This is a genomic window from Streptomyces sp. NPDC058457 (assembly GCF_042720695.1).
In the GTDB taxonomy this organism is placed as follows: Bacteria; Actinomycetota; Actinomycetes; order Streptomycetales; family Streptomycetaceae; genus Streptomyces.
Genome location: NZ_JBHXLU010000025.1, coordinates 69430 through 89858, shown reverse-complemented (window position 1 = coordinate 89858; position 20429 = coordinate 69430). Strand labels below are relative to the sequence as shown.

19 protein-coding genes and 1 pseudogene are annotated in these 20429 nt (G+C 73.1%); 9 read left to right on the top strand and 11 right to left on the bottom strand.

Annotated features, from left to right (window positions below; genetic code table 11):
* Positions 1-79 precede the first annotated feature (79 nt).
* The 6 genes from ACFWPS_RS21310 to xylB form a co-directional block, all read right to left on the bottom strand.
* Complete coding sequence (locus ACFWPS_RS21310) at positions 80-1336, bottom strand: GAF domain-containing protein (protein ID WP_383707332.1); 1257 nt, start codon at positions 1334-1336, stop codon at positions 80-82.
* Positions 1337-1438: 102 nt separating this feature from the next.
* Complete coding sequence (locus ACFWPS_RS21305) at positions 1439-2041, bottom strand: N-acetylmuramoyl-L-alanine amidase (RefSeq protein WP_383707330.1); 603 nt, start codon at positions 2039-2041, stop codon at positions 1439-1441.
* Between the two features lie 53 nt (positions 2042-2094).
* Positions 2095-3108 (bottom strand): acetamidase/formamidase family protein, encoded by a 1014-nt coding sequence (locus ACFWPS_RS21300; RefSeq protein ID WP_383707328.1) that lies wholly within the window; start codon positions 3106-3108, stop codon positions 2095-2097.
* Positions 3105-4595, bottom strand: coding sequence for an APC family permease (locus ACFWPS_RS21295; protein ID WP_383707326.1), 1491 nt, complete (start codon positions 4593-4595; stop codon positions 3105-3107). The genes ACFWPS_RS21300 and ACFWPS_RS21295 overlap by 4 nt, the downstream gene beginning before the upstream one ends.
* A 177-nt stretch (positions 4596-4772) precedes the next feature.
* Positions 4773-5981, bottom strand: coding sequence for an ROK family protein (locus ACFWPS_RS21290; protein WP_383707324.1), 1209 nt, complete (start codon positions 5979-5981; stop codon positions 4773-4775).
* Between the two features lie 55 nt (positions 5982-6036).
* Positions 6037-7482, bottom strand: coding sequence for a xylulokinase (xylB, locus tag ACFWPS_RS21285; protein WP_383707322.1), 1446 nt, complete (start codon positions 7480-7482; stop codon positions 6037-6039).
* Positions 7483-7709: 227 nt separating this feature from the next.
* On the opposite strand from xylB, the gene xylA reads away from it, so the two are divergent.
* Positions 7710-8876 (top strand): xylose isomerase, encoded by a 1167-nt coding sequence (xylA, locus tag ACFWPS_RS21280; RefSeq protein WP_383707320.1) that lies wholly within the window; start codon positions 7710-7712, stop codon positions 8874-8876.
* Positions 8877-9219: 343 nt separating this feature from the next.
* Positions 9220-9612: a hypothetical protein gene (locus ACFWPS_RS21275; RefSeq protein WP_383707319.1), complete on the top strand. Its 393-nt coding sequence runs from the start codon at positions 9220-9222 to the stop codon at positions 9610-9612.
* Positions 9613-9656: 44 nt separating this feature from the next.
* Here the strand turns inward: ACFWPS_RS21275 and ACFWPS_RS21270 are convergent, their stop codons facing one another.
* Together ACFWPS_RS21270 and ACFWPS_RS21265 are read right to left on the bottom strand one after the other, a co-directional pair.
* A complete protein-coding gene (locus ACFWPS_RS21270; RefSeq protein ID WP_383707317.1) occupies positions 9657-10997 on the bottom strand; it encodes an esterase-like activity of phytase family protein in 1341 nt (446 codons plus the stop codon).
* A gap of 195 nt (positions 10998-11192) precedes the next feature.
* Complete coding sequence (locus tag ACFWPS_RS21265; RefSeq protein ID WP_383707315.1) at positions 11193-12452, bottom strand: lipase; 1260 nt, start codon at positions 12450-12452, stop codon at positions 11193-11195.
* Between the two features lie 326 nt (positions 12453-12778).
* On the opposite strand from ACFWPS_RS21265, the gene ACFWPS_RS21260 reads away from it, so the two are divergent.
* Positions 12779-12961, top strand: a complete 183-nt coding sequence (locus ACFWPS_RS21260; protein ID WP_089106542.1) for a hypothetical protein — start codon at positions 12779-12781, stop codon at positions 12959-12961.
* Positions 12962-13021: 60 nt separating this feature from the next.
* On the opposite strand, the gene ACFWPS_RS21255 is transcribed toward ACFWPS_RS21260, so the two are convergent.
* Both ACFWPS_RS21255 and ACFWPS_RS21250 read right to left on the bottom strand, forming a co-directional pair.
* Entirely contained in the window at positions 13022-13861 is an 840-nt protein-coding gene (locus tag ACFWPS_RS21255; RefSeq protein WP_383707313.1) for a hypothetical protein, read from the bottom strand.
* 160 nt (positions 13862-14021) lie between these two features.
* Positions 14022-14327: a hypothetical protein gene (locus tag ACFWPS_RS21250; protein WP_383707311.1), complete on the bottom strand. Its 306-nt coding sequence runs from the start codon at positions 14325-14327 to the stop codon at positions 14022-14024.
* Between the two features lie 115 nt (positions 14328-14442).
* Here ACFWPS_RS21250 and ACFWPS_RS21245 point away from each other — a divergent pair.
* Positions 14443-14694: pseudogene (locus ACFWPS_RS21245) on the top strand (alpha/beta hydrolase); the annotation flags it as partial.
* Here the strand turns inward: ACFWPS_RS21245 and ACFWPS_RS21240 are convergent.
* Complete coding sequence (locus ACFWPS_RS21240) at positions 14691-15290, bottom strand: class I SAM-dependent methyltransferase (RefSeq protein WP_383707309.1); 600 nt, start codon at positions 15288-15290, stop codon at positions 14691-14693. The pseudogene ACFWPS_RS21245 and the gene ACFWPS_RS21240 overlap by 4 nt on opposite strands.
* Positions 15291-15440: 150 nt before the next feature.
* On the opposite strand from ACFWPS_RS21240, the gene ACFWPS_RS21235 reads away from it, so the two are divergent.
* From ACFWPS_RS21235 to ACFWPS_RS21215, 5 genes are all read left to right on the top strand, one after another.
* Complete coding sequence (locus ACFWPS_RS21235) at positions 15441-16214, top strand: MHYT domain-containing protein (RefSeq protein ID WP_383707307.1); 774 nt, start codon at positions 15441-15443, stop codon at positions 16212-16214.
* A gap of 36 nt (positions 16215-16250) precedes the next feature.
* Entirely contained in the window at positions 16251-18758 is a 2508-nt protein-coding gene (locus tag ACFWPS_RS21230) for a nitrate- and nitrite sensing domain-containing protein (RefSeq protein ID WP_383707305.1), read from the top strand.
* Entirely contained in the window at positions 18755-19192 is a 438-nt protein-coding gene (locus ACFWPS_RS21225) for a roadblock/LC7 domain-containing protein (protein ID WP_383707303.1), read from the top strand. Before ACFWPS_RS21230 ends, ACFWPS_RS21225 begins: the two co-directional genes overlap by 4 nt.
* Before the next feature lie 18 nt (positions 19193-19210).
* Entirely contained in the window at positions 19211-19624 is a 414-nt protein-coding gene (locus tag ACFWPS_RS21220; protein ID WP_383707301.1) for a DUF742 domain-containing protein, read from the top strand.
* Positions 19625-19821: 197 nt separating this feature from the next.
* Positions 19822-20427 carry an ATP/GTP-binding protein gene (locus tag ACFWPS_RS21215; RefSeq protein ID WP_361281122.1) on the top strand — a complete coding sequence of 202 codons (606 nt, stop codon included), beginning with the start codon at positions 19822-19824 and terminating at the stop codon, positions 20425-20427.
* Positions 20428-20429: the final 2 nt, after the last annotated feature.

Here is a 20429-nt window from a genome sequence, read left to right as displayed (position 1 = left end):
GCAGTGCGCTGCCCGCCGTTGGGCAGCTCCCGGCGCGGAGGCTAGGGCAGCGGACGTTGCGAACACGTTGCGCCGCAGGTCAGCCGACCAGTACCGAGAGCTCCGCCTCCAGGGCCGCCAGCCGGGACCGCACGACCGCCGTCGGCCGCACCGCCGCGAGCGCCCGCCACACCTCGATGTCGTCCTCGCCCCACGGCGCGTGCGCCCAGTCCGCCAGCAGGTCGGGGTCCTGGCACCCGATCAGCGCGGCCCGCAGCCCGCCCGCCAGCCGCTGCCTGAGCCGTACGACCGCGGGCGCCTGCGAACCCGGCAGCAAGGGCCCCGTGTATGCCCCCGCGGCCGCCGTCACCGCCCCCGCCTCCAGCCGCCGCTCCACCACGGTCACGTCCGACTCGACCGGCGCGGTCAGCCGGTACGGCCGGGAGGCCAGCAGCCCCGGACCCAGCAGCCGGCGCAGCCGGACCAGTTCCGCCCGCAGGGTCACCGGCGTCACCGACTCGTCCTCGTACAGCGCGCACAGCAGCTCGTCGCCGGTCAGCCCCTCCGGGTGCCGGGAGAGCAGCACCAGCAGCTCGCTGTGCCGGCGGCCGAGCCTGATCCGGCGGCCGTCCAGCCGCAGCTCGGCCTCGTCCCGGCCGAGCACCGTCAGCGCGGGCGCCTCGTCGGCGGGCACCGGCGGATCGAGCAGCGCCAGCTGTGACTCGGCGGCCCGGGCCACCGCCTGGACGAAGCCCAGGCTGTGCGGATGCGCCAGCCGGTCGCCGCCGGTGATGTCGACGGCACCCAGCACCCGCCCGGTGCGCGGATCGTGGACCGGAGCCGCCGCGCACGTCCATGGCTGCACCCGGCGGATGTAGTGCTCCGCCGCGAACACCTGCACCGGCCGGTCCACGGCCACCGCCGTCCCCGGCGCATTGGTCCCGACCGCGGTCTCCGACCAGCGGGCGCCCGGCACGAAGTTCATCCGGTCCGCCCGGCGCCGGGTCGCCGGATGCCCCTCGACCCACAGCAGCCTGCCGTCCGCGTCGCACACCGCCAGCAGATGCTCGCCGTCCGCCGCGAACGTGCCCATCAGCTCCCGGAACAGCGGCATCACCCGGGCCAGCGGATGCTCCGCCCGGTACGCCCCGAGGTCACCGTCCGTCAGTTCCACGCGCGCCGCGCCGTCCGGTCCCACCCCGGCCCGCGCGGAACGCCGCCACGACTCGGCCACCACGGAACGCACCGGGCGCGGCACGGTGCCCGCCGTGGTGAACGTCTCGTGCGCCCGGCGCAGCACCCGGACGCGTTCGGCAGGGTCTGCCCCCGGCTCCAGGGCCACCCAGGGATCGGTCAACTCGGCCTCCCGACGGCGATGCGACTGGGGACATCGTCACTCGCGGTGTTCGCGCCGACAACCGTTTCGACCGGCCTCACTGCGAGGGCAGCCACACCGGCCTCACTCCGGCTGGCCGACCAGTTTCATGTAGCGCACCCAGTCCCAGTGCTTGCCCGGATCCGTGTGGTCGGTCCCCGGCACCTCGACATGGCCGATGACGTGGTCCCGGTCCTTCGGGATGCCGTATCTGTCGCAGATGGACGCCGTCAGCCGCGCCGACTCCCTGTACAGGGCGTCGGTGAAGTACTCCGGCTTGTCCACCCAGCCTTCGTGCTCGATGCCGACGCTCCGCGTGTTGTAGTCCCAGTTCCCCGCGTGCCAGGCCACGTCCGACTCCCGCACGCACTGCGCGACATGCCCGTCGGCCGAGCGCACCAGGTAGTGCGCGGACACCCGTTTCTTCGGGTTCTGGAAGATGGACAGCGTGCCGGCGTACGACTGCTGTGTGACATGGATGATCACTCGGTCGATGGCGTAGTCGCCGGGGCGCTGGGCCGGTGTCCGGTTGTCGCCGCTCGCCGCCTGCCACTCGGCCGACGGATAGTCGACGACCCCGGTCTGCGCGCCCGCCCGGCCCGCGGGGAGCAGCGCGTACGGGACGGCGGCGAGCGCCGCGCCCTTCAGGAGCCGTCGCCTGCTGAGGAGCGGTCGTGCCCGGTCCATGGATGGGGTGCCTTTCGAAAGCGTGCTCGAAGCACGGGGAAGTCGAGGGGCGGTCAGCGGCGCAGGGCTGCCGCCGTCTCGCGCAGTCGGGCATGCAGTCCGCGGTAAGTCTCGCGCGCGGGCAGCCACTCCTTGCGGAGCTTGGCCACGCACGTGTAGTTGGTGTCGCACACGTTGGCCAACGGCGATTCCACCGTCTGGGTTGCGTACTGGTACGCGTCGAGTTCGCCGAACCCGTAGTCGCGCACCAGCCACTGCACCAGGTCGAGCTGCGATATCCGGAAGGCGTCCTCCAGGGGACGTGCCGACCCCGTCGAGACGATGTGGGTGTCCGACTCCAGCCGGGGCCACGGCGTCGCGATCCCCTTCAGCAGCTCGACGATCACCACGGTGTTCATCGCGCACTCCACGGCCACCCCGCAGGTCTCGCCCTCGCCCTGCCGGGCGTGCCCGTCGCCGAGGCTGAGCAGGGCGCCCTCGACGTTGACGCCGAGATAGCAGGTGACGCCGGCCCGCATCTCGGGCGTGTCCATGTTCCCGCCGTGCGCGTCCGGCACCAGGGCCGAGCGCACCTCCAGATTGGCGGGGGCCACCCCGACCGTGCCGTGCATCGGGTCCAACGGCAGCTCCAGCTGGATGTCGCCCTCGTGCGCCCGGAACAGGGCCGTGCGCCGGGTGCGGTCCAGCTGCCAGATCCAGACCTTCTCCGGCAGCGGCGGCTGGAGGGTGGCCGTGGTGTGCGTCGAGGTGAGTGCGCCGAACAGGGGGACCGTCGTCGACGCCGCCCAGTCCCGGGCGGGTTCGATCGACACGAAGTGCACGGCGACGGTGTCGCCCGGCTCCGCGCCCTCGATGTGGAAGGGCCCGGTCTGCGGGTTGAGGAAGGGGAACTCGCACACCTCGGACACCAGGTCCTTCTCGGACCGCACCCGTCCGGCGAAGCAGTCCTCCGTGTACAGGTCGAGGACCGTGCCGGGCGCGATCCGCGCCACCGGCGGCGCCCCGCCGAACGTCCAGGCGTACTCGTCCGGTCCGGGGCGGACGGTGAGGATCCGGGGGTCGGTCATCGCGATGCTGCTCCGTTCTGTGGGGCGACGGTGTCTGAGGTGTTGTCCTCTTCGAGGTGGACCCGCGCGGTCTCGGCTATGCGCTCGGGGTGACGCCGGATCAGCACCAGCAGGACGACTGCCCCGATGGCCATCCAGATACCGACCACCGGTCCGGCGTACGACACCGGGGCGGTCAGCTTCGTCACGAAGCCGAAGGCGGGCAGACCGGCCGCGGTGAGCAGGGCGGGGACGAAGGCCACGATGCCCAGCAGCGGGAGGAGCAGGTGCCGCACGGGCTTGAGGGTCGGACGGCCGCGCCGCAGGAAGTAGCCCGCGCAGGCGAGGTTGACGACGACGTAGACGCCGATGACGACCGTGACGATCACCGTGGCCAGCAGCAGGAACGCGGTCACCGGGTCGTAGCCGAAGCCCAGCCCCAGCACGGCGCCGACCGCCACGACCGTCTGCACCGCGATGCCGGCGACGGGGGAGCGGTACCGGGGGTGGAGGGTGGCGAGGACGCGCGGGAGCACCCGGATGCGGGCCAGCGCGAAGGCCGTCCGCGTGGACACGTTGGCGCAGGCGTTGGCGTTGGCGATCGTCGAGTTCACGACCGCGAGGAACACGAGTACCCAGAAGAGCCCGAAGGAGGCCCGGGCGACGCCCTCCCAGGACGCCTCGCCCGCCGCCCCGAAGGAGGCGAACCTGCCGGGCCCGAAGTACACGGTCATCGCATAGGTTGTCAGCACGTAGAACAGGCCGATCCCCAGGGCCGCGCCGAGCACCGCGCGGTGCATCGTGCGGCGCGGGTCGCGGGTCTCCTCGGCGAGCGGCGCGGCCGCCTCGAAGCCGGCGAACGCCAGCACGGTGTAGACGGAACCGGCGAAGACCCCGCTGATCCCTCGGTAACCGTCCGCCGTGTGCGAAGTGCCGAACACGGAGAGGGTGTTGTGGCCGCCGGCCCTGACGATCAGCCAACCGGCGAAGACGAGGAACACCGCGATCTCGAAGACCCCGAGGACCGTCCCGAAACCGGCCGAGGCGCGCACCCCCAGATACCCGGCGACGGCGATGACGACGGCGCCGGCCAGCGCCCACGGCCACCACAGGTCGGCCGGGTAGGAGGCCCACTCGTCATGCAGGGTCCCCGCCGTGGTGAACCCGAGCTGGAGCAGCAGCAGTGGCGGAACCAGCGCCTCCACGAACACATAGCCCCAGCCGACCAGGAAGCCCACGGCCGGATGCAGCCCCTGCGCCGCGTATGTGGCCACGGAACCCGCGGCCGGTAACTCCCGCGCCAGCTCGGCCACACACGACGCGGTGAACAGACAGGCCACCAGAGCGATCACCACGGCCAGCGGCAGACTGCCGCCGGCGAACGCCGCCCCCGCCGGAATGGACGCGGCGACAGCGGCGGCAGGCGCCATCGCCGTGACGCTCTGGAACAGCACCTCCCGCAACCCCACCGCATCCCGCCGCAGCCCCACGGCCGCCTCTCCCGACATACGTCCCCCCTGACGTGCGTGTTTCCCTCGGTCCGGCGGATGCCTCGCGTGAATCACGGTACGGCGCTCGCGGGTTGGGCAGAAGAGCGCCTGGTGGTTCCGTGGACAGGGCGGGGACTGTGGACAACTCCCTCACTCGGACGGGTGAATGGGGGGCTTGAGGCGGCCGCGCCTCGGTCAGACCCGCTCCGCCACCGTCGCCGGATCGTCCAGGACGGCCCGGACCACCGAGTGGGCCGCGCCCAGGAGGGGGCCCTCGGAGCCCAGACGGGAGACGGAGACCGGGCACGCGGGGCCCGTCGTCCGGTCGGCCAGCTCGGCTTCCAGGGACGGGAGGAGCCAGGGGGCGAGGCCGGCCAGGGCGCCGCCGAGGACCACGGACTCGGGGTCGAGGAGGTTGACGGCGCCGGTCAGGGCGATGCCCAGGGCCGTACCGGCGTCCTGCAGGGCGCGGCGGACGCCCTCGTGGTCCGCGCCCGCCCGCTGTGCGAGCAGCCCCACCGCGTCCTGCCGGGATTCGAGGCCGGCCGCGCGCAGCACCGCCTCCTCGCCCGCGTACTGCTCCAGGCACCCACGCCCGCCACAGGCACAGCGCGGCCCCTCGGGGTGGACCGGCACATGGCCGAGCTCGCCCGCGAAACCGCGTTTCCCACGCAGCAGTTGTCCGTCCACGACGACGGCGGCGCCGATGCCGATCTCCGCGGACACGTGCAGGAAGTCGCGCGGTGTGGCTTCCCCGAGCCACAGCTCGGCCAGGGCGCCGAAGTTGGCCTCGTTGTCCACCGTCAGCGGGAGGCCGGCGGGCAGCAGCGCGCCGAGGTCGGTGCCGTGCCAGTCGAGGTTCGGGGCGTGGACGACCGTGTGCCCGTCGCGGGCCACCAGACCGGGCACGGCGACCGCGAGACCGGCGGGCCACAGGCCGTCCCGTTCCGCGTCCGCCACGACCCGCCGGACCAGCCCGGTCAGCTCCTCCACCACCGGGCGCGGATCCCGGCCCCGGTTCGCGCCGTGCCGCACTGCGCGCGCCCGTACCTCGCCGCGCAGGTCCACCGCGCACACGGCGAGGTGGTCGACCCCGACCTCTGCCCCGATACCGGCCGGGCCGTGCCCGCTCACCGCGAGCGCCGAACCCGGCCGCCCGACCCGGCTGGGCCGCTCGGGGCCCAGCTCCTCCAGGAGCCCCCACCGGACCAGCTCGTCGACGAGGGTCGACACGGCCGCTCTGGTGAGGCCGATGCGTGAGGCGACCGCGGCCCGCGACAGCGAGCCCTCCGCGCTGACCGCGTGCATCACGCGCGCGAGGTTGCGCCGGCGCATGCCCTGCTGGGTGTCCGGCAGGGCACGGCCGGTCGCCGTCGGGCGGGCCTCGTGCAGCGGTGCGGTCATGCCTCCATCAATCCTCAGTCCCCCGGGACGGTTCCGCGGCCGGCCTGCCGCGCGGTCAGCGGTTCTCCGGCGCCCGCTCCAGCAGCGGGGCCGCGTCGGAGAGTACCCCGGAGATCCTGGCCAGCGTCGCCGCGTCCCGTTCCACCGCGTCCAGCACCGGCCCCGCGGCCGTGTTCCAGCGCCGTGCCACCGCCGCCGGGTCCTCGCCGGTGAGCAGCCCGGCCGCCTGCGCGGCGGCCCCGAGGGCGACCAGCTCCTTCGCCTCGGGCACCTGCACCGGCCGGCCCGAAAGCCGCCGTACCGTCTCCTGCCAGGCCCGGCCCCGGGCGCCGCCGCCGATCAGCAGCAACGGGGTGGTCCGGTCGGCGTCCTCGTCGAGCACCAGGTCCAGGGCGCCCAGCAGGGCGTGCACGGCGCCGTCGTAGGCGGCCTGCAGGAGCTGGCCCGCGGTGGTGTCGTGGCGCAGACCGTGCAGCAGCCCGGAGGCGTGGGGCAGGTTGGGGGTGCGCTCGCCGTCCAGGTACGGCAGCAGGGTCACCGAGGTGCCGGGCTCGACCGCCTCGCGGTCCAGGCCGAGCAGCGCTGCGACCCGGTCGACCGCGAGGGTGCAGTTCAGGGTGCAGGCGAGCGGCAGCCAGTCGCCGTGCGCGTCGGCGAAGCCCGCCACCGTGCCGGTCGGGTCGGCGGGCCGGTGCTTGGAGACGGCGTACACCGTGCCCGAGGTGCCCAGGCTCAGCACGGGGGTGCCCGGGCGCAGTCCGAGCCCCAGCGCGGCCGCCGCGTTGTCACCGGTGCCGGGCGCCACCAGGGTGCCCTTGGAGAAGGGCAGGTCGTGACTGTCCCGCACGGTGCCGGCGACCTCGCCGGGGCGGACCACCCGGGGCAGGAACGCCGGGTCCAGGCCCACGTGCGCGAGGGTCTCCTCGTCGTACGCCTCGGTCGCCGACGCCCACCAGCCGGTGCCGGAGGCGTCGCCGCGGTCGGTCGTGCCCTGCCCGGTCAGCCGCTCGGTGAGGTAGTCGTGGGGGAGCCGCACGGCCCTGGTCGCGCGGACCGCCTCCGGCTCGTGCTCCGCCAGCCAGGCCCACTTGGTGACGGTGAACGACGCGCCCGGCACACTTCCGGTGCGCTCCGCCCAGGCCTTCGGGCCGCCCAGCTCCTCGATCAGCCGCTGTGCCTGGGGCGCCGAACGCACGTCGTTCCACAGCAGCGCGGGCCGCACCGGTTCGCCGCGCTCGTCCAGCGTGACCAGACCGTGCTGCTGCCCGCCGATCGACACGGCCGCCGCCTCGTGCGCGGCGTCCCCGCACTGGCGCAGTGCCTCGCACTGCGCGTCCCACCACTGGCGCGGATCACTCTCCCGGCCCGCCCCGGTGGTCACGGTGTGCGGCGCCTGGCCGCTCGCCACCACCTCGCCGGTGGAGGCGTCGACGACCAGCGCCTTGGTGGACTGGGTGGACGTGTCCACGCCGACGACGAGCGGACCCTCGGCTGCTGACATCGGGCTCTCCCTTTTTCCGCGGCTCGCGGTTTATCTGACCTGCAGTTTTCCCGGTTCGTCGGGGTGTCGCGACCCGGTTTTCGTCCTTGGGGGACAGGGTGACCCTTCCCAGGGACGCGTCGGCATACTAATTTGTAAACCGCGATGACGAAATAGTCGGCACGACAGTCATCCACCCGTCATCCACCGCAGTCATCGAGCACAGCCCCCGAGCAAGGAGCCGCGGCATGAGCTTCCAGCCCACCCCCGAGGACAGGTTCACCTTCGGCCTGTGGACCGTCGGCTGGCAGGGAAGGGACCCGTTCGGCGACGCCACCCGCCGCGCCCTCGACCCCGTCGAGACGGTCCAGCGCCTGTCCGAACTGGGCGCCCACGGTGTGACGTTCCACGACGACGACCTGATTCCCTTCGGGTCCTCGGACACCGAGCGCGAATCGCACATCAAGCGCTTCCGCCAGGCCCTCGACGCGACCGGCATGAAGGTGCCGATGGCCACCACCAACCTCTTCACCCACCCGGTCTTCAAGGACGGCGCGTTCACCGCGAACGACCGTGAGGTGCGCCGCTACGCGCTGCGCAAGACCATCCGCAACATCGACCTGGCCGTCGAACTGGGCGCCGAGACGTACGTCGCCTGGGGCGGCCGCGAGGGCGCCGAGTCCGGCGCCGCCAAGGACGTGCGGGTCGCCCTCGACCGCATGAAGGAGGCCTTCGACCTCCTCGGCGAGTACGTCACCTCCCAGGGCTACGACCTGCGCTTCGCCATCGAGCCCAAGCCGAACGAGCCGCGCGGCGACATCCTGCTCCCCACCGTCGGCCACGCCCTCGCGTTCATCGAGCGCCTGGAGCGCCCCGAGCTGTACGGCGTCAACCCCGAGGTGGGCCACGAGCAGATGGCCGGCCTGAACTTCCCGCACGGCATCGCGCAGGCCCTGTGGGCGGGCAAGCTCTTCCATATCGACCTCAACGGCCAGTCCGGCATCAAGTACGACCAGGACCTGCGCTTCGGCGCCGGCGACCTGCGTGCCGCCTTCTGGCTGGTCGACCTCCTGGAGAGCGCCGGCTACGCGGGCCCGAAGCACTTCGACTTCAAGCCGCCGCGGACCGAGGACCTCGACGGCGTATGGGCGTCGGCCGCCGGCTGCATGCGCAACTACCTGATCCTCAAGGAGCGCGCGGCCGCCTTCCGTTCGGACCCGGAGGTCCAGGAGGCCCTGCGCGCCTCCCGTCTGGACCAGCTTGCCCTGCCGACCGCCGCGGACGGTCTCCAGTCGCTCCTCGCCGACCGCACGGCCTTCGAGGAGTTCGACGCGGACGCGACCGCCGCACACGGGATGGCCTTCGAGCGGCTCGACCAGCTGGCGATGGACCACCTGCTGGGTGCCCGGGGCTGAACGCGCACGCGTGCGTGCGGGCTGATTCGAAACGGACGCCCGCACGCGCGTGTCGTCTTCCGTGCACGCACGGCCGGTTCTCACCGGAAATGCTCCGGAATCATGCGGTCCGTGACATGAGTCCGTGTCAACTCCGGTGTGCGGCTCGCGCGATGGCCGGAACGCGGTGACTCTTGGCGGTATGGCCATGCCGCCCGTACCGCCTCGACCGCCCGGCCCGCCGGATGGCACTCCGCCTCCCGGCGGAGGCTACGACCCGCCTGCGCACGGGGGTTTCGGACCGCCCCCGGGCGACGGCTTCGGGACGCCCTCCGGCGGGGGTTTCGGCCCGCCGCCGGACGACGTGTCCGACCTGCCCCCGCATACCGGTTTCGGTGCCCCGCCCGGCGGCCAGGACCCGCCCACCGCCGTCGGCTGGATGCCACCACGGCCGCCGAAGCCGCCCCGGCGGCGCAGGGGCCCGCTGTTCGCCGTCCTGGTCCTGCTGGTGGCCGCGGTGGCCGTCGCCGCCGTCGTGCTGATGGCGTCCGGCGGCGACGGTTCGACCGACAAGAAGCCCGCCGAGAGCAGTCCCAGCACGTCCGGCTCGGCCCGGCCCTCGTTCGGCCTGCCGACCGAGCTGCCCAGCAGCCTGCCGTCGAGCCTGCCGAGCGAACTCCCCTCGCAATGGCCCTCGGAGCTGCCCGGCGAGCTGCCGAGCGACCTGGACTCCCTGCTGCCCTCACTGCTGGGGTAGCCACGACTCCTCGGGGACCGCCCATTGGGCCACAGTTCCTTGGGTCACAGCCCCTTGGGCAGCCGCACGTACACCAGGGTCGTCTCGATGCCGCTGTCGACGAGGCGGCCCTGCGCGTCGAACGCGCCCGCGCCGTCGGTCATCCCGAAGTCGTTGTCGTTGATCAGGGCGAGCGTGTCATGGTCCACGCGCGCGATGCCCTCGATCTTCAGCGGTACCCCGGTCACCGTGTTCAGGTCGACCACAAGCCGCTTGCCGAGCACCGGGACACCGGCGGCGGCCGGGTCGTCCAGCTGCTCCAGCGACGGGGACGTGGTGTCGTCGTCGTAGGCACCGCCGAGGATGTCCGACCTGCGGTCCAGCTTCACCTCCTCCAGCCGCGCCGCCCTGTCCGTGCGCTCCTCGACCAGCAGCCGGTCGCCGCCTGCGGCCACGATCGACGAGATCTTCAGCTCGGAGGTGTCGTCCTCGCTCGGGTCCACCACGTTCACCGGGTCGAACCGGTAGGCGTACTCGGCGGTGACCGCCTTCTTCCGCGGCGAGAAGCGCAGCAGACGGGTCGTGCGAGAGGCGTCCCCGGCGTCTCCGTCGGGCAGGGAGAGCGGGCTCTGCAGGGCCAGCACGAGGTCCCCGTCGGGCAACAGGGCCAGCCCCTCGAAGCCGCGGTTGGTCTTCCGGTGCAGGAAGACGGACGGCAGGGCCTCGACCACCGGGTAGTCGGTGCCGGTGAGGTTCAGCCCCTTGGGCACGTACCGGGTGAGCACCTTCCCGCGCGCGGAGACGTGGACCAGCGACGGGCCGTACTCGTCGACGAGCCAGAAGGTGCCGTCCGCGGCGCGCACGATGCCCTCGGTGTCGAGCCCGTTCGGGTTGTACGACAGCGCGGTCTTCGCGTCGTAGGAGTACGGCGCCTCGTCCCGGCTCGCCTGGTTGGACAGCCCGGTCACGGCCTTGCCGGAGGACGTGGTGATCGGGATCGCGTCGATCACCTCGACGGCGTCGCCGGAGACGCGGATCTTCACGATCGCCGGGTCGAACCCGGGCACCGGGAAGGTCCGGCGCTTCTTGCCGTCCACCTTGATCTGGCCGTTGGGGCCGCGGTCGGTGACCGTCCAGTACTCGCCCTTGCGGCCGGCCGGGTAGATGTCGCTGCCGATGCCGCCGAGGTCCACACCCCGGTCGTTGTCCACGCTGCCCGGGAGCAGCGCGTTGCTGAAGGCGCCGAGCGGGATGTCGCCGAGGGTGGCGGTGCGGGTGACGTGCGCGTCGCCGGACGGCGAGGCCTCGGCCGTGCCCGCCGCCACGAGGGCGGCGGCGAGAGCCAGGGGCAGACCCGCCGTGACGGAACGGTGGACGCGGCGTCTGCCGGTGGCGTGCGGGGACATCGGGCCTCCTGATGGCAAAATCGTTGGCAGCGGCCAGAGTTGGGCCTCCGGAGGAACATCGCTCAACCGGTCGGTGAACGGAGGGCGACCGCCACTCGGCGGATCACCGGATTTCGGCCCCTCGGCGACGGACCGTCGGATTCCGCAGCCCGCACCCGCCTCCCGGCGGCTCCCGGACCCTCCGCTCCGGTGCGCCTACCGCAGCGTCCGGAACCACCGCACCACGGCCGCGGTTGCCGCCTGCTGGGAACCGAGATGGCGGGAGCCGTCGTAGTCCGGGGTGCCGAGGTCGACCAGCGGGGCGTCGACGCCATGGGCGCGCAGAGCGGCGTGGCAGTACGCCGTGTTCGCGTTGACGGCCTGTTCGTCCCCGTCGGCGTAGTAGAGCCTGAGGGGAGCCCGCGGCGCCCAGTCGGTGCACACGCTGTCCGTGACGCGCAGAGCCGCCGCCAGCCGCCCGGTGGGGTGGGCCAGCATCGCCCGGCCCCGTGCGGTGAGCAGCGCGTCGAGGGAGTCCGGGGTGCCGGCCACGACCTCCTGACCGGTGTGCGTGCCGTCCAGCAGGCCCTCGATCGTGCGGTCGTACGGCGCCCGGAACACCTGGGCCGGCGTGTCGTACAGGTGGTGCAGGCGGTTGAAGGCGACCAGGAACAGCGCCGTGTAGATCACGCTCGCCTTCGGGTCCATCCGCCCGGCCAGCAGCGCCGGCAGCGCCGCGTCCCGGAACGCGTAGGCGCCGCTGACGGGTGCCACCGCGCGGAGCCGGAACCAGCCGTCGGCCCCCTGCTGCAGCGACCGGGCCAGACCCAGGGCCGCCGAGGCACCCTGCGAGAAGCCGGTGACCAGCACCCCACGGCGCAACTCCCGGCCCTTGCGCGCCGCGACGGTGCGGGACGCCCGCAGCATGTCCAGGGCCGCCGTCGTCTCCGAGGGCACGTCCATCCAGGGGTGGGGGCCGGGGCCCAGGCCCAGTCCGAGGTAGTCGGGGAGCACCGCGGCGAACCCTGCGGACGCATGGGTAAGGGCGGGTGCCTGGCCCCAGACGTCGGCCGAGACGGAGGCGACGTCACCCTTGGACAACTCGGTGCCGTGCGTGAACGACACCGCCCGCAACCGCCGTTCGCCACTGCGCGGCAGGGCCAGCAACCCGCTGGCGGTGATGGGCCGGCCGTGCGGATCCACCGTGCGGTACACGATCCGGAAGGTGTCCAGGCCGTAGCGCACGGCGCCGGCGCCCCAGGCGCCCGCCTCGTCCCCCGTCAGCTCGGCCGCGACCTGCCGGGCGGTCAGCGTCCGCAGGTGCTCCACGGACACCACCGTGCCCCGCGACGCGTGTGTCCCCACCGGGGCGACGACGGCAGCCGCCGTCGCGCCCTGTCCCTGCGCGACCACGGCCGTCGCGCTGCTCGCCGCCAGTGCGGCCGACACCGCCGAAATCACCAGTATCCTGCTCATTCGCTTCATACCGTGACCGTACGAATCCCCGCAGCCACCGGCCATCCGGCCAACCGGCCTGTGCGGGTAGGGATTTCCGCAGGGATTTCAGCGGGGTTTTCCGCAGGCCGAGTCGCCCCTGAACGTCCGGCGCGGCAACCGGTCGCGAGTGGTTACGCTGAGAGCAGGACTGCTTCACAATCTGTTCGACTCGGTACTCGTCGGTACTCAGGGGCCAGTAGGGGTCGCACGTCAGGGATGTCTCAGGGTCGCGGTCCGGAACCGCGGGCAGCGCGCGCCCGTTTTCAGATCAGAGAGCGGCAACGGCCGCGAAGGAGGCGACGCTGATGTCGAAGAACGCGAAGATCGCCGCAGGGGGTGTGGCGGTCGGGCTCATCCTGCTGATATGGCTGCCCTGGTGGGTGACGTTCCTGATTGTGGTGGGCGTCCCGGTGGCCGCGTACCTCGCGCTCGACCCCTCGCAGCGGCGCAGGCTGCGCCGGGTCACGCGCAAGGAGATCGGCCGCTGAGCCGCCCGCCCGGGGCCGCATGACCCGCCGTACCTGCGGCGGGATGCGGACCGGGAGGGCTCACAGGGGCCGTACGGCCATCTTGTCGAGGGCTTCCAGGAGGCCGGGGAGCTCCGGGCCCCGGCCGACCGGCAGGACCTCACCGGGTTCCTCGTCGAGGAGCACGAAGGCGATGTCGTCGGTGCGGGCCACCAGCGACCAGCCGGGCCCGTCGGCGCGCAGCGTACGGGCGTCGCCCGGGGCGAACGAGGAGCGGACCCGGCCCAGCGGCGGAGGCGTGTCCACGTAGGCCCACGCCTCGGCCAGGATCCGCCGGACTCCGGCGTGACCCTTCGGGGCCGCCTCGGCGTCCTCAGAGGCCTCCCCGGAGGGCTCTGAGGGATCGGCCGCCGGCGCCGGGAAGTGGTCGTCGCCGATCTGTTCCCGCCAGATCGCCCACTGGAGGGCGATCTCGTCCGCGCCCAGCCGCCGCTGCGCGGGACCCCAGGTGCTGGTGTCCGGCGGGGTCAGCGGGGCCTGGTCCGCCACCTCCGGGCCGGGGTCGTGCGGCGCGGGCACGTTGGGAGCCGCCACGGCGACCGCCAGCGGCCAGCCGGGCAGGGCGGCGACCACCGTGCGTTCGTCCGGCGACAGGTCGTACTCCATGCCGCAGTCCCAGGACGCGATGGCGACGGCGACCAGCGAGACGTCGTCGATGACGACCGTCCAGCGCGCCCCTTCGCCGTCCTGGCCGAGCACCAGGCCGTACCCGTCGGCGCGCGGTGCCAGCGCCAGCGCCGCGCATGCCTCCGGATAGTCGTCGCCCAGCACACTCGGAAACTTCGCCGGCGTCAGCAGCACCGCCGTGAGCACGTACAGTGCCTCGTCCGCGGCGACGGCCTCCTCGTCGGTCCCGGCCATCCCTGCCTCCCCAGTGGTTCGTCCAACGGCGCGCACCTTAGTGCGACGGGAAGGCCGTTGTCACGAGCGGCCTCCACACGCGAGCTGCAGTTTTCCACCGGGACCGGACGAAACGACCTCGGAGCCGCGGAAGAGCGACGATCCAAGCGGTACCGAGGGGTCAGGCCACGGGCAGTCCGAGCAGGTCGCGAGCCACCGTTGCCGGCGACTCGTCGCGCTCCCGGGCGAGAGCTACCACGGCCCGGCACGCCAGCTCGCTCACCCCGAACGACAGCGCCTCCGGCGACACCCAGGTCGTCGCCTCCTCGATCCGGTCCTGGTCGTCCTCCGCCCGGGCCGCGACATAGACGGCCGCGGCCTCGAACAAGTTGTGCGCACGCCGCTCACGGCTCGTGCGCCGCTCCGGCACCTCCGTGCCCTCGGCGTCTCGAAATCTGCCTGCGTACCTGCGGATGCGGTCGAACACGCGGGCCCCTTCCCCCTGTCGGCTGTCGCCTGCGAACTTCTGCCTTCCTCTGTCGAACCTAGAGTTGAAGCTCCGGCAACAGAAGAGGGCACCGCCCTGGCGACTCACCCGGCCCCGGCGGCTGGCCGACCCGCGGGCACTGCACCGGAGCGCCGTGGGCCTCCGGCACGGTTCTGATCCCGTCATGCGCATGCTCCTGGAAGGGCTGACGATCGAGCGCGTCTGCCTTCAGGGTGAACTCAGCGGCGAACTCGCAGGGCGGGAAGCCCTGGAGGCGTCGGGGGTGCGCGTGGTGACGGTGCCGGGCGCCGTGCACAACGTCATGTTCGACCGTGCCGACGCCTTCGCCGCGGCGGTCGCCGGCTAACGTCCGCGGACCGCCAGCGCCAGGAACCGGGCGTCCTCGTCCACGTACGACGTCAGACGCCAGCCCGAACCGGTCAGCAGCGGGCCGAGGTTGCCCTCGGCGCGCAGGTCGTCCGGCGTGATCTGCCGGCCCTGGCGCGCTGCCAGGGCGGACCGGCCGATGGGGTGGAACAGGGCCAGGGAGCCGCCGGGGCGGACCACGCGCGCCAACTCCCGCAGGTTCTCCGCCGGGCGGGGCAGATGGGCGATCAGACCCGCGGCGAACACGGCGTCGAGGGACTCCGACCGCATCGGCAGCGCGGCGACGTCGGCCAGCAGCAACCGCCCGTCACGGTCCCGGCCGGCCCGCCGGGCGGCCTGGAGCATCGCCGGGGTGAGATCCATCCCGAGGACCGCGCCGGTGGGCCCCACGGCCCGGCGCAGCGGCGGCAGGGCGCGCCCGGTGCCGCACCCCGCGTCGAGCACGCGGTCGCCCGCGCGCAGCCTCAGATCGGCGACCGCGGCCGCATACGCGGGACCGTCGTCGGGAAATTTGTCGTCCCAGCCGGCCGCCCGCGCGGAGAAGAACTCCCGGACATGTGTGTGGTCATCGCTCATGGTCCGTATGGTCCCTCACCGTCACGGAGGACGATCCTGCGCGCACGTTCGAGCGGGACGCGATCGTTCCGGCACATCTCTGAGTCATATTGCAGCACCTTTCGAAATGCGCCCCCTTTGTGCGCCCGTGCCCCCTAGCGTCCCTGAGCCATGGGACATCTGGACCACGCCACCTTCGGCTGGCTGACCCCCGCGCTGTCGTACGTCATGGCCTGCATAGGCGCCGCACTGGGGCTGCGCTGCACCGTCCGCGCGCTCGGCAGCACCGGCCGTTCGCGCCGCAACTGGCTGCTCACCGCGGCCTCCGCGCTCGGCACCGGCATCTGGACCATGCACTTCGTGGCCATGCTCGGCTTCAGCGTCAGCGGCACCGACATCCGCTACGACGTACCGCTGACGATCCTCAGCCTGTTTGTCGCCGTGGTCGTCGTCAGCGCCGGCGTCTTCGCCGTCGGCTACAGCCGCGACCGCAACCGGGCGCTCCTGCTGGGCGGACTCACCACCGGGCTGGGCGTCGCCAGCATGCACTACCTCGGCATGGCTGCCGTCCGGCTGCACGGCGCCGTGCGCTACGACCCGATGCTCGTCGGGCTCTCCGTCCTCATCGCCGTGGTCGCCGCGACCGCGGCCCTGTGGGCGGCGCTCAACATCAGGTCGCCCGTCGCGGTCACCGCCGCCTCCCTGGTCATGGGAGCAGCCGTCAGCAGCATGCACTACACCGGGATGTTCGCGGTCAGCGTGCACGTCACGCCCTCCGGCAGCTCCTTGCCCGGGGCCACGGCGATGCAGTTCATCTTCCCCCTCGCCGTCGGCCTCGGGTCCTATCTGTTCCTCACCTCGGCCTTCGTGGCGCTTTCGCCCACGGCCGGGGAGCGCGAGGCGTCCGCCTCGGCCCAGCAGCCCGTCACGGGCGCCGCACGCTGACCCGGCACCGACCCACCTTTCCCGAGCGAGGAGGCCATGCGTACACCCCGTAGGACCCCCACAGCAGGCCCGGAGACACCGTCAGCGCAGCCGCCGCGCGGCCGCCGCGCGCACGCCGGACCACCCGCCGACGAACCGGCCGACGACCTCGTCGGCACCACGGCGGACGACGGGCCCACGCGCCCCGGAGGCTGGCGGCTCCGCCCACGGACCGTGCGGGCCAAGGTCGTCTGCCTGCTCATGGTGCCGGTCATGTCCCTGCTCGCCCTGTGGGCGTACGCCACGGTCACCACGGCACAGGACGTCTCCCGGCTGCGCCAGTCCCAGCGCGTCGACGCCGCGCTGCGCACCCCGGTCGCCGCCGCCGTCACCGCGCTCCAGGCCGAGCGGGCCGCCGCGGTCCGGTACGCCACCGATCCCGCCGCCGAACAGACCGCCGACCTCAAGAGGCTCGGCGCCCGTACCGATCAGGCCGTGGCCGCACTACGGCTCGGCAAGGACAGCACCGTCGCCGACAGCGAGGAACTGCCCTCCGGTGTGGCCCAGCGGCTGAAGGCCTTCGTCACCGGCGCCGAGCAGCTGCGCACGCTGCGGCGAGCGGTGCAGAACCGCGGCGCGGGCTGGGACGCGGCCTACGGGCAGTACACACAGGCCATCGCCTCGGCCTTCGCCGTGGACGGCGCCCTCACCGGCATCCAGGCCGACGACATGGGCTCCGACGCGCGCGTGCTGCTCGAATTCTCCCGCGCTGGCGAGACGCTGGCCCAGGAGGACGCGGTCCTCGGCGGCGCCCGGCTGGCCGGTGGCCTCGACGGCGAGCGACTGCGGCTGTTCACCGGCGCTGTCGACACCCGCCGCGTCCTCACCGACGCGGCCGTCGCCGATCTGCCCGGGGCCCAGCGCACCGCCTGGCACCGGCTGGCCGACGGCGACGACTACACCGCGCTGAGCGCCGCCGAGGACAGGATCCTCGCGAGCTCACCCGGAGCCAAGGCGGTCGGCGCGGTCCCGGAAGCCACCTGGAACACTGCGCACACACGCGTGCAGGACGGCATGCGGAACATCCAGGCCGGCACGGCGCACGCGGTGGCAGGCCGGGCCGATCCGTTCGCACGCGGCCTGCTCACCCCGGCCGGCGCCGCCGTCCTGCTCGGTCTGCTCGCCGTGGTCGCCTCGCTCGTCATCTCCGTTCGGATCGGGCGCGGCCTCGTGGTCGAGCTGGTGAGCCTGCGCAACAGCGCCCTGGAGATCGCCCGCCGCAAACTCCCCGAGGCGATGCGCAGACTGCGGGCCGGCGAGGAGATCGACGTGCGCGCGGAGGCGCCCCCGGGACCACCCGCGGAGGACGAGACCGGACAGGTCGCCGAGGCCCTCGCCACCGTGCACCGTGCCGCCCTGCGAGCCGCCGTGGAGCGCGCCGAACTCGCCAGCGGCATCTCGGGAGTCTTCGTCAACCTCGCCCGCCGCAGCCAGATCCTGGTCCACCGCCAGCTGAGCCTGCTGGACAGCATGGAACGCCGCTCCGACGACCCCGGCGAACTGAGCGACCTCTTCCGGCTCGACCACCTCACCACCCGGATGCGCCGCCACGCGGAGAGCCTGATCATCCTCTCCGGAGCCGCCCCCGGCCGGGCCTGGCGGATGCCCGTGTCCCTCACCAACGTCGTACGGGCCGCCGTGTCCGAAGTCGAGGACTACGCGCGCGTGGAGGTACGACAGCTCCCCGAGGCGGCCGTCATCGGCGCGGCCGTCGCCGACCTCACGCACCTGCTCGCCGAGGTCGTGGAGAACGCCGCCCAGTTCTCGCCGCCGCACACACGCGTGCGCATCATCGGAGAGCCCGTCGGCAACGGCTACGCCCTGGAGGTCGAGGACCGCGGGCTCGGCATGGGCCAGGAGACCCTCGCCGAGGCCAACCGGCGCATCGAGCAGTCCGAGACCCTCGACCTGTTCGACAGCGACCGGCTCGGTCTCTTCGTGGTCAGCAGGCTCGCGGCCCGCCACGGCATCAAGGTGCATCTGCGCACGTCCCCGTACGGCGGCACCACCGCGGTGGTCCTGCTGCCGAAGGCCCTGCTGCACGGCGGCTCGGCGGAACGTTCCATCCGCCCGGCGGCCGACACCGAACAGGCACCGGCACGCACCTACGCACGCGTGCCCGGCGCCGCTCTCCCGGAGCCCGCCCCCACCGGCCGGCCCTCCCTCGCCGCCACCCACACCGCCGCACCGCGCACCGCGCCCGAACCCCCGCCCCCCGGAGTCACCACCTTGAGGCCGCACCGCCCACCGCCCGACTCCGAGCCCTCCGACGACGACCTGCCACGCCGGGTACGGCAGGCGAGCCTCGCCCCCCAACTGCGCGATCCCCGAACCGAGGGGCCCGCGCCCGCCCGCGGCGGGGACGAGCGCACCCCCGAACTCGTCCGTGACCGCATGACCGCCTACCGCGACGGCTGGGCGCGCGGCGGTGGCAGACAGCCCGGCCGCGGAGCCGGGCCGGAAGCCGAAGAGGGCACCGACAGCACCGAAGGAGACCGCCCATGATCCAGGACCCGAGCACGAGGGCAGACCGGCACTCCGGCGAACTCGACTGGCTCCTCGACGACCTGGTGCTGCGCGTCACGGAGGTCCGCCACGCCGTTGTGCTGTCCAACGACGGCCTCGCCGTCGGCGCCTCGACCGGCCTCAAACGCGAGGACGCCGAGCACCTCGCGGCCGTGGCCTCCGGTTTCAACAGCCTCGCCAAGGGCGCCGGGCGGCACTTCGGGGCGGGCGGCGTGCGCCAGACCATGGTCGAGATGGACGACGCCTTCCTCTTCGTGGCTGCCGCGGGCGACGGCTCCTGCCTCGCCCTGCTCACCGACGCGACCGCCGACATCGGCCTGGTCGCCTACGAGATGGCCCGCCTGGTCAAACGCGTGGGCGAGCACCTCTACACCGCGCCGCGCGTCGCCGCCCGGCCGCCCGCCGCCGGCTGAGCCGGAAGACCGCCACCGATGACCGAGTACACGACCGATGCCCCGCGCGAGCCGGGCAGCCAGTGGTACGACAGCGAGGCCGGGCCCCTGGTCCGCCCCTACGCCATGACCGGGGGCCGCACCAGACCCGGCCCCACCGGCGTGAAGTTCGACCTGATCGCCCTGGTCACGCTCGACCCGGGCGCGGCCGGTGCCGACGACGACACCGCGCTCGGCCCCGAACACCGCGCGCTGGTCGACCTGTGCCGGCTGGAGACGCAGTCCGTCGCCGAACTGGCCGCCGGCGCCGACCTCCCCGTGGGTGTGGTCCGGGTGCTCCTGGGCGACCTGCTGGAACTGGGCCGGGTCACGGTGAGCCGCCCGGTGCCACCGGCCCAGCTGCCCGACGAACGGATTCTGCGCGAGGTCATCGAGGGATTGCGGGCACTGTAGATGAGCATCCGGAACCAACCGGGCGCGAGCCGGTCAGAACAGACGCGTTCCGGTCCAACCGCCCGCGACGAGGCTGCAGTTGCCATGATGCTGGCTTCACACCATCCCGTGCCGCGCCGCGGGTGTCCCGACGTCCACCGCAGCAGGTCCTCCCGGACCTCCAGACCCTCCCGAGAGCCCTCCCGAGAGAAGTGATCATGGTCTCCGAGCACTCCGAGTCCACCGCCGACGACGCGTCGGCCATGGCGCTCAAGATATTGGTCGCCGGCGGCTTCGGCGTCGGAAAGACCACCCTGGTCGGCGCCGTCAGCGAGATCCGGCCGCTGCGCACCGAGGAAATGCTCAGCGAAGCGGGCCAGCTGGTGGACGACACGGACGGCGTGGACCAGAAGGTCACCACCACCGTCGCCATGGACTTCGGCCGCATCACCATCCGCTCCGGCCTCTCCCTGTACCTCTTCGGCACCCCGGGCCAGGACCGCTTCTGGTTCCTCTGGGACGAGCTCTCGCAGGGAGCGCTCGGCGCCGTCGTCCTCGCCGACACCCGCCGCCTGGAGGACTGCTTCCCGGCCGTCGACTACTTCGAGCACCGGCACATCCCGTTCGTCGTCGCCGTCAACTGCTTCACCGGTGCCCGGAGCTACGGCGCCCACGACGTCTCCCGCGCCCTCGACCTGGACCAGGGCACGCCCGTGGTTCTGTGCGACGCCCGGGACCGGGACTCCGGCAAGGAGGTGCTGATCCGGCTCGTCGAGTACGCCGGACGGATGCACACCGCCCGGCTCCTCGACTCGGTGGGCTGAGC